The 8,275-nt window shown below is 76.6% G+C and carries 9 protein-coding genes; all 9 read right to left on the reverse strand.

What is annotated here, in order from left to right; all coding sequences use genetic code 11:
* Positions 1-773, reverse strand: a 773-nt coding sequence (locus DT057_RS32830) for a septal ring lytic transglycosylase RlpA family protein (protein ID WP_162501585.1), incomplete at its 3' end; no start/stop codon positions are given.
* Between the two features lie 289 nt (positions 774-1,062).
* Positions 1,063-1,326: a GNAT family N-acetyltransferase gene (locus DT057_RS32835; RefSeq protein ID WP_128566221.1), complete on the reverse strand. Its 264-nt coding sequence runs from the start codon at positions 1,324-1,326 to the stop codon at positions 1,063-1,065.
* Between the two features lie 206 nt (positions 1,327-1,532).
* A complete protein-coding gene (locus DT057_RS32840; RefSeq protein ID WP_128566222.1) occupies positions 1,533-2,468 on the reverse strand; it encodes a class I SAM-dependent methyltransferase in 936 nt (311 codons plus the stop codon).
* Positions 2,469-2,480: 12 nt separating this feature from the next.
* Entirely contained in the window at positions 2,481-3,440 is a 960-nt protein-coding gene (locus DT057_RS32845) for a class I SAM-dependent methyltransferase (RefSeq protein WP_128566223.1), read from the reverse strand.
* Positions 3,440-4,912 (reverse strand): glycosyltransferase, encoded by a 1,473-nt coding sequence (locus tag DT057_RS32850; RefSeq protein ID WP_128566224.1) that lies wholly within the window; start codon positions 4,910-4,912, stop codon positions 3,440-3,442. Before DT057_RS32850 ends, DT057_RS32845 begins: the two co-directional genes overlap by 1 nt.
* A gap of 216 nt (positions 4,913-5,128) precedes the next feature.
* Positions 5,129-5,542 (reverse strand): VOC family protein, encoded by a 414-nt coding sequence (locus DT057_RS32855; RefSeq protein WP_128566225.1) that lies wholly within the window; start codon positions 5,540-5,542, stop codon positions 5,129-5,131.
* 127 nt (positions 5,543-5,669) lie between these two features.
* Positions 5,670-6,158, reverse strand: a complete 489-nt coding sequence (locus DT057_RS32860) for a YciE/YciF ferroxidase family protein (protein WP_128566226.1) — start codon at positions 6,156-6,158, stop codon at positions 5,670-5,672.
* Between the two features lie 73 nt (positions 6,159-6,231).
* Positions 6,232-6,756: a DUF4376 domain-containing protein gene (locus tag DT057_RS32865; protein ID WP_128566227.1), complete on the reverse strand. Its 525-nt coding sequence runs from the start codon at positions 6,754-6,756 to the stop codon at positions 6,232-6,234.
* Positions 6,757-6,823: 67 nt separating this feature from the next.
* A partial coding sequence (locus DT057_RS35770; protein ID WP_162501586.1) for a hypothetical protein occupies positions 6,824-8,275 on the reverse strand: 1,452 nt, incomplete at its 5' end.

Raw genomic sequence — 8,275 nt, forward strand, 5'->3', positions numbered from 1 at the left:
GCCTCCTCGCCGGCCTCCGCCACCATGATGTTGGCGCCGGACGGCGAGCCCGCCGGGCGCCCGTCCGTGCGCAGGGTCGCCATCAGCTTGCGGTCGTCGCTGCCGGCCACGGACGCCTTGCCGACGTACTCGACCCGCACCCGGGTGGTGCCGCGGCGGCGGAAATCCAGCGCCTCGGCCACCGATTGCGAGACGTCCATCAGCCGGTCGGCGTGGTAGGGGCCGCGGTCGTTCACCCGCACCACCATCGAGTGGCCGTTCGCCAGGTTGGTGACGCGGGCGTAGCTCGGCAGCGGCAGGGTCGGATGCGCGGCCGCGACGGAGAACCGGTCGAACACCTCGCCGTTCGCCGTCATGCGGCCGTGGAAGGCGGTGCCGTACCAGGAGGCCAGCCCCTCCCGGGCGTAGCCCCGGGCGTCCTGGCGCGGCACGTAGGTGCGCCCCGCCACCACGTAGGGCTTGCCCGTCATCGCCCGGCCACCGCCCTTGGGGATGGGGTCGTTCTCGCCGTAGAGGCGCGGGCTCGCGACGACGCCGTATTTCGGGTCGATCTCGCGGCCGCCGCGGACGGCGCCGGCGTATTTCTGGGTCGGGCCGGCGCAGTTCGCCGCCGTCAGGGCGACCCCCGCGACCGCGGCCCAGCGCAGGGCCGAGGCCGGCCCGCAGGATTCCCGTACCCGGCGGGGCACCCGCACCAGGCAGGAAACCTGCACCAGGCAGGACACCTGCACCAGGACGGAGCCGGGCCGGTCGCTCGTCGAAGATCCCGCCATCAACCCCTCGGTCCCGCCGGCCCCCGCCCGCGACCTCGCGCCGGCCCGGGCTCCTGCCGGCCGCGCGAAGCCGCGTGCCGGGCCACCCGGGTGAACGCCACGCCTGACGGCCAAGGTGCCCCGCCCGCGTAAACGAAGGCTCAACGGGCCGCCCGGTCAACGGCGCGGCGCGGCCTCGTCCCCGGCGTTCGGGGCCGCGCCCCCGTTATCCCCAAGGCATGCGCCGCGGCACGTCCCGTCCGGGGCCCGAAGCGGGCCGGGGCCCGGCGCGGGCCGGGGCCCGGCCCCCTCACGCCAGGAGGGCGCGGTGGCGCGGGTGGCGCGCGAGCCAGCGCCGGGCATAGCCGCACAGGGCCAGGATCCTGCGGTCCTCCGCCCGGGCCGCCGCGGCCACCTCCTCCATCAGCCGGCCGGCGGCCCCGGTCCCGCGCAGGGCGGGCGGCGCGTAGACGTAGCGGATGACCAGGATGCCCGGGCGGCGCTCGTAGTCGGCGGACACGGTCTGCCCGTCGACCGTGAGCGCGAAGCGGCGTCCGTCGCTGTCGTCGTGCATGGGGCGGTCCTCGCGGCGCTGCCGGGACAACGCCGGCCCGCCGCCCTCGGGCCATGAGGCCGGTGCAGGGCGGCTGCCCGCGCGGCGGGGCGGGTGCCCGCGCGGCGGGGCGGGTGCCGCCCGCCCGGGAGTCGATCAGGGTGCGGGCCGCCCCGCCGTCGCGTCCGCCCCGTCGGCCGCCCGTCCCTCGCGCATCCGCCGCCCCGTCAGCCGGCCGCGGGCTTTCGCGCCACCAGCAGCAGCGAGGCGCCCTCGTCGCCCGGCCGGTGCGGGACCGGGCGCAGCTTGCGCATCACCATCCCGCCGAGGAAGCCGAGGAGCGCCGAGGCGTGCCAGGCCCAGGAATGCCGGTAGTGCACGTCGCGGCAGCGCACCGGCGAGCAGCGCTCCATCCAGTACACGACCGCGTCGACGTCGCTCCACGGCGCCACCTCGACGGAGGCGCCGACGAGGCCGACCCGGGCGGCGATCGCCTCCAGGGCGCCCTTCGTCCACCAGGTCAGGTGGTGGGGCACGGCGTTGATCAGGTAGTTCGGGATGCGGGTGTGGGCCGCCGGCACGTGCGGCACGCCGACGATCACGGTGCCGCCGGGCCGCACCGCCCGCATCATCGCCTCCAGCATCGCCACCGGCGCCTCGACGTGCTCCAGCACCTGGAAGGCGGTGACGACGTCGTAGGCGCCCGCATGCGCCCGCAGGTGGTCGTCGAGGGTCTCGATGCGCGCCCACGCCGCGCCGGGCTCGCCGGAGAAGTGCGGGTCGAGCCCGGTGTAGCGGGCGTGGCCGACCTCGTGCCGGAAGGCGCCGAAGCCGCAGCCGACGTCGAGCACGGCGGCGCCCTCGGCGACGTGCCGGGCCGCCAGGCGGAACTCGGCCCGGGGGTGCCCCTCGCGCGGGTAGTGGCGGATGTTCAGGCGGCCGTAGAGCGAGGTGTAGAAGCCGGCATCGCCCTGCCGCATCGGATCGAAGAAGTAGAGCCCGGTCGGCGATTCCCACAGGCCGAAGCGCGTCGTGCCCCGGAAGCTCGGGCGCACGTCGACCCGCAGCGCGTAGCGCCAGAGGTCGGCCAGCAGCCGGGCGCTCACCCATTGCACGAGGCGCACGGCGGGTGCGCCCGTCACCGGACAGGAGGGATTCGTCATCTCGGGCATGTCTCAGGCCGCGGGACCGGCGGCGGCGGGATCGAGGGGGGGACGCGTCGCGACCATGAGGAGGGCGACGCCCTCGTCGGAGCCGGGCTCGGGAAGCGGCAGGACCAGGCTCGCGAGGCCGCCCCCGAGGGCGCCGAGGAGCCCGGCCGCGTACCAGCTCCAGGCGTGCCGGTAATGGGCGTCGCGGCAGCGCACGGGCGAGCAGCGCGCCATCCAGTGCACGAAGACGTCCCCGCGCGACCACGCGGAGGCGCCCACCGCGGGGTCGACGAGGCCCGCCCGCCGCGCCAGCGCCTCGAGGGCCGGCGCCGTCCACCAGGTCAGGTGGTGCGGCACCGCGTTGGTGAGCCAGTTGGGGATGCGGCCCTGGGCCGAGGGCACGTGCGGCACCCCGACCACGACCTTGCCCCCCGGCCGCACCGCCCGCGCCATCTCGGCCATCAGGCCGGCGGGATCGGCGACGTGTTCGAGGACCTGGAAGGCGCAGACGACGTCGTAGCGCCCGGCATGGGCCGCGAGGTGCTCGCCGAGGGGCTCGGCCCGCGCCCACGCGCGCGCCTCGCCGCCCGCGAAGTGCGGGTCGAGGCCGAGATACTCCGCCTGCGGCACGTGGTGCCGGAAGGCGCCGAAGCCGCAGCCGACGTCGAGGACCCGGTCGCCGGGCCGGACGTGGCCGGCCGCGACCCGGAACTCGTCCCGGTCGCTCTGGCGCAGGTACCGCCGCATGAAGCGGTTGCGGTAGAAGCCGGCGTAGAAGCCGGCGTCGCCCTCCCGCATCGGATCGAAGAAGTAGAGCCCGGTCGGTGATTCCCACAGGCCGAAGCGCTCCACGCCCCGGAAGCTCGGGCGGGCGTCGACCCGGTAGACGATCCGCCACAGGGCGGCGAGCAGGCGGGCCTCGACCCATTGCACGCGGCGCACGGCCGGCGCGCCGGTGACCGGGCAGAGCGGTGGGGACGGCATCAGGCGGCGTCCCGGAAGCCCGAGAGCCAGTCGACGAGGTCGGCGGCGGCGGCCACTCCGGGCTCGCGCGCCATCGCGGCCGCCACCGCGGCGGCGGCGGCCCGCGCCCGGGGCGCCGCGCAGGCCTGGGCGATGCGCCGGGCGAGCTCCTCCGGCGTCACCTGGGCGAGGGGCACCGGCGCCTCGCCGGCCCCGACCGCCGCCACCCGCCGGCCCCAGTAGAGCTGGTCGCCGAGCATCGGCAGGATCACGTTCGGCCGCCCCGCCCGCAGGGCGGCCGCGGTGGTGCCGGCCCCGCCGTGGTGCACGACCGCCGCGACGCGCGGGAACACGAGGGCGTGGTCGAGGGCGCCGACCGTCAGGATGCGGTGCCCGGGAGGGGCACGGTCCCGCGCCGGGCCATGGTCCTGCGCCGGGCCGTGCCCTTGCGCCGGGCCATGGTCCTGCGCGGGGGCATGGTCTCCCGCCGGGGTGCCGTCCGGCCCGGATGGCGGGAGCGCGAGCCCGCCGGCGCCGGCCGCGACGATGGCCCGCCCGCCCCAGAGCTCGAGGGCGCGCCGCACCACCTCGGTGTTGCGGCGCGCGCCCCACAGCATCGAGCCGAAGCCGATGAAGACCGGCGGCGGTCCCTGGCCGAGGAAGCGCTCCACCGCCTCGGGCAGCGCGGCCCCGGGCTCGGGATCGGCGAACCAGAACCCGGTCTGCGTCGCCGGCACGGGCCAGTCCGGCGCGGGCGGGCTCAGGGCGGCGCTGTAGGCGAGCACGGCGTGCGAGCCGGCCCGCGCCGGGCCGGCCTGCGCGCCCGCCGCGGGCGGGCGCCCGAACGGGGTCGCCGCCGGATGCGCCTCGGCCAGGCCCCGGGTGACCGGGTTGGTGAGCAGGCGCAGGCCCCGGCCCGCGCCCTCCCGGCGCAGCGCCCCGACCGGGCGGCGCATCAGCGGCCCGAGCAGGCGCAGGCTCTCGTAGGACAGGCGGTTGCCGAGGCGGCCGAGGTCGCGCCCGCCGAGGAGCGAGAGGGATTCGCGGCCCGTGGGCAGCATCGGCTGGCACAGCACGGCGAGCGAGGGGCGGCCGCTCTCGCGGGCGAATTCCCCGGCGAAGTACGCGAACGGGTTGTAGACCACGACGTCGGCGCGCCGGACCTCCTCCAGCGTGCCCCGCATCAGGTCGGTGAGGTGGCGCCCGAGGCGCCGGCTGAGCGCCCGCAGGCGCGGGACCGCGCGCAGGCCGGCCGAGAAGTAGCCGTGGAACAGCCCGTCGAAGTCGGGGTCGCGCAGCACCTCGGCGAAGGGCGCCCCCACCTCGGCGGCGTCGAGGCCGAACCGGCGCACCAGGCCGGCAAAGTCGCGGGTCGTCACCACCCGGACCGCGTGGCCGCGGGCCACGAGGGCGCGGCCGAGCACGCAGAATGGCTGCACGTCGCCGCGCGTCCCGAAGCTGACCAGGAGCACGCGGCGGGGGGAGTCTGACACTGAGAGCCCGCCTGGATTGCGGCCCGCCGCCCCGCGGGCCGTTCTGATCACGCCCTATGACAGTCGCCCGGACCGGAGCGCAAGTGTTGCAGGCGCACACCCGGCGGGATTTGCTTGGGCGTCCGGTCCCGCGAACGGCCGTCGACAGGCCGGCGCCAAGCGTGACCTCGGGGGTTTCGGCGCAGACCGGGCCCGTGCGGGCCCCGGGACCGGCGCTCAGTAGCCGGTCCAGAGGCCCGGCGTGGCGAGCTCGACGAGGTGCCCGTCCGGGTCGCGGAAGTACAGGCTGGTGCCGCCCCGGGGCCAGGTGGCGCGGCCCTCGAGCGCGATGCCGCTCGCGCCGAGGTGCCGCTCCCAGGCGCCCAGGGCCCCGGCCGGGATCGACAGGGCGAGGTGCAGCGGCCCGCGCCCGTCGTGGGGCGGGATGGTGCCGCCCGGGGTCTCGATGGCCCGGAGCGAGCCGCCGCGGGGAAACAGCAGCAGGACGCCGCGGCCGGCGACGTCGTAGGCGCGCATGCGATGGTCGGCGTGGAGGCAGGGCAGGCCCATGGGGCCGCCCCAGAACGCCGCCGCCCGGTCGAGGTCGTCGACGTACAGGACGGTCTCGAGGATGCCCGCGATCTCCGGCATGGTCCGGCGCTCCGTCCCTCCCGCACGGGTCCAACGCGGCACGGGGCGGGAGGGTTCGGGGGCGCCCGCGGGGCCTCCTTCGGCCCGCCGGGGGGCCCTTCGCCCGGCCCGGAGCGGGCGTCCCGGATCAGGCCGCGGCGGGGTTGACCGCGCCCTCGGCGAGCTCGGACAGGATCTCGTCGGTGTTCTCCTCCTCGACCAGGGTCTCCTTGATCAGGGATTCCGCCTCGCCGAGGCCGAGCTGGCGGGCCCAGGCCAGGAGCGTGCCGTAGCGGGTGATCTCGTAGTGCTCCACCGCCTGGGCGGCCGCGATCAGGCCGGCATCCAGCGCGTCGCTGCCGGCGAAGTCCTGCATCACCTCCTCGCCCTCCGCGATGATGCCCTGGATCGCCTTGCAGGTGACGCCCTCGGGCTTCTCGCCGACGATCCGGAACACCTGGTCGAGGCGCTTGACCTGCTCGCGGGTCTCCTGGAGATGGACCCCGAGGGCGCCCCGCAGGTCGTCCGACCGGGCCGCCTCCGCCATCTTCGGCAACGCCTTCAGGATCGCGTTCTCGGCGAAATACGTGTCCTTGAGCTGGTGCACGAACAGGGCCTTGAGGTTCTTGCCGGGCATCGCGTGCTCCTGGTGGGTCTTCGGAATGCCCCGGCAACTCCCTCCCGGCGAGGATCGTTCCGGGGCCCGGCCCTCACGCGCCCGGCGGGGCGGCAGGCGGCCACGGGGCGGCGGCCACCTCGGCGGAGGTGGTGACCGTCCCGGCCTCGATCGCGGCCTCGACCGCCGCCCGCGCGGCGAAGCACGCCGCGACGTGGGCCAGCACCGCGTCGGAGATCGCCACCACCTCCGGGGCCCGGAGCGCGTGGCGCGACCCGTCGAGGGCGAACCAGGTCGTGGTGAAGCCCGGGTCGGCGAGGGCCGCCATCCGCGCCCCGAGGACCAGGGTCTTCGAGCGGTCGTCGGTGGCGATCCGCAGGCCGCCGACGGCCGGCACCGCGACGCCGCCCTGCTCGATCGTGCGGCACACCTCCCGCGCGCAGTCGCGCAGGCTCTCCTTCGGCAGGACGGGCGCGTGCAGGCGCCCGTCCGGGCCCCGGGTCCAGCCGACCATGATGCCCGGGATGCCCGAGACGTCGAGGACCTCGATGCTGCGCGGCAGGTCCGGCTCCCGGGGAGCCAGGGCGCTGACGCGGTTGCCGTCCATGATCGCGAACATGCGGTCGGTTCCTCAGGTGGGAGCGGGTCGGGCGGCCCCGGTCCGCTTGCGGCCGGGCGGCCCCGGCTCAGACGGCGAGCGCGACATCGAGGTAGCCCGTCCCGTGCGCGGCGATGCCCGCGAGCGTCAGGGCGAAGACGACGTTCGCCTCGTCCTTCTGGGCCAGCATCACGGCCGGCGGCTGCATGCCCGCCGTTCCCGCCTCGACCGACACGGCCACGTGCGAGGGCGGCGCGGCGAGCCCGTGCGGCGCCCCGACGTAGCCGGCGAAGCCCCGGGTCTGGAACGGGATGCGGATGCGGTTGGCCAGGCGCCCGGCCCGCGCGGCGCCGGTGAACAGCACCGGCTGGACGCCCTGCGCGAACAGGCAGCGGCCGAGCGCCAGGGAGGCCCCGGGCGGCACCTCGACGGCGATGCCCGAGCGCAGGTCCGTGAAGGCGCAGCCGGCATCGAGCAGGAGGTCGGTCGCCTTCGGGCCGAAGCGGGCCGCCCGCTCGAGGTAGCGGAAGCTCGTGCCCAGGGCGCGCAGCCGGGCCATGCCGTGGCCGAGGGCGGGGTCGTGCAGGATCCCGACCGCGTCCGGATCGGTCGTCGGCGACGATCCGATCCAGCCGCCGAGGATCTGGACGTCGTCGATGCCGTAGGGGGCGGCGGGCCGCAGCAGGAGGCCGGCGCCCCTCACCTGGTCGAGCATCGGGGTCACGACCATCAGGGACAGGACGGACTCGACCGTGAGCGCCGGGCCGCCCGTGACGATGCTCTTGAGGTCGTCGACCGAGAGGCCCTCCGGCCGGGTCGAGCGGTCGCTCGAGCCGATCCAGCCGCCCCGGCCCGGCCCGCCCTGGTAGCAGTGGCGCACCGCGCTGTTGATGTTGATCAGGCCGCCCGCCGCGACCGCGTCGCAGAGCCAGCTGTAGGCGCGCAGACGGAAGTTGTTGAACCCGATGCCCTCGAGGTCGGTGTTCGCGCCGCGGAAGCTCAGGAGCGGATCGGGGTTGTCCGGGTGGGTTCCGGCGAGGTTGCAATCCTCGATCCGGTGGCTGATGCCCTGGTGGAGCCTGAAGATCTGGCCCGCCGGGCCGCTGTGCTCGACCGTGAGGCCGCGCGCGCCGGCGGAGTTCCCGGCCGCCGTGAAGGTGTCGACCGGATTGCTCGTCACGATGCGGGTGGCCGGCATGGTGCCGACGCCGCGCCCGACGAGGGCCACGCCCTGGATGTCGACCGGCGGCCCGTTCAGCACCAGGTGCGGGGTGCCGGTGAGGTCGAGGGAGCGGCCCGAGGCGCGCGCGTCCGCGACGGCGGCGTTGACGGCCTCCCGGTTGTTCGAGGCGCCGTCCATGTCGGCGGGCCGGAGGTACTGGGTCAGGCGGAGCGGCTCGGCGGCGACGACGTCCCCGAGCGTCCGCTCGAGCCCCTGCGGGCGGGCGCGCGGGAAGACCACCCGCCGCACGTCGGCCGCGAAGGCGGTCGCGGCGCCGTCCGGCGCGGCGCCGTCCGGCGCGGCGCTGCCCGGCGCGGC

It is taken from the genome of Methylobacterium crusticola (assembly GCF_003574465.1).
Lineage (GTDB): Bacteria > Pseudomonadota > Alphaproteobacteria > Rhizobiales > Beijerinckiaceae > Methylobacterium > Methylobacterium crusticola.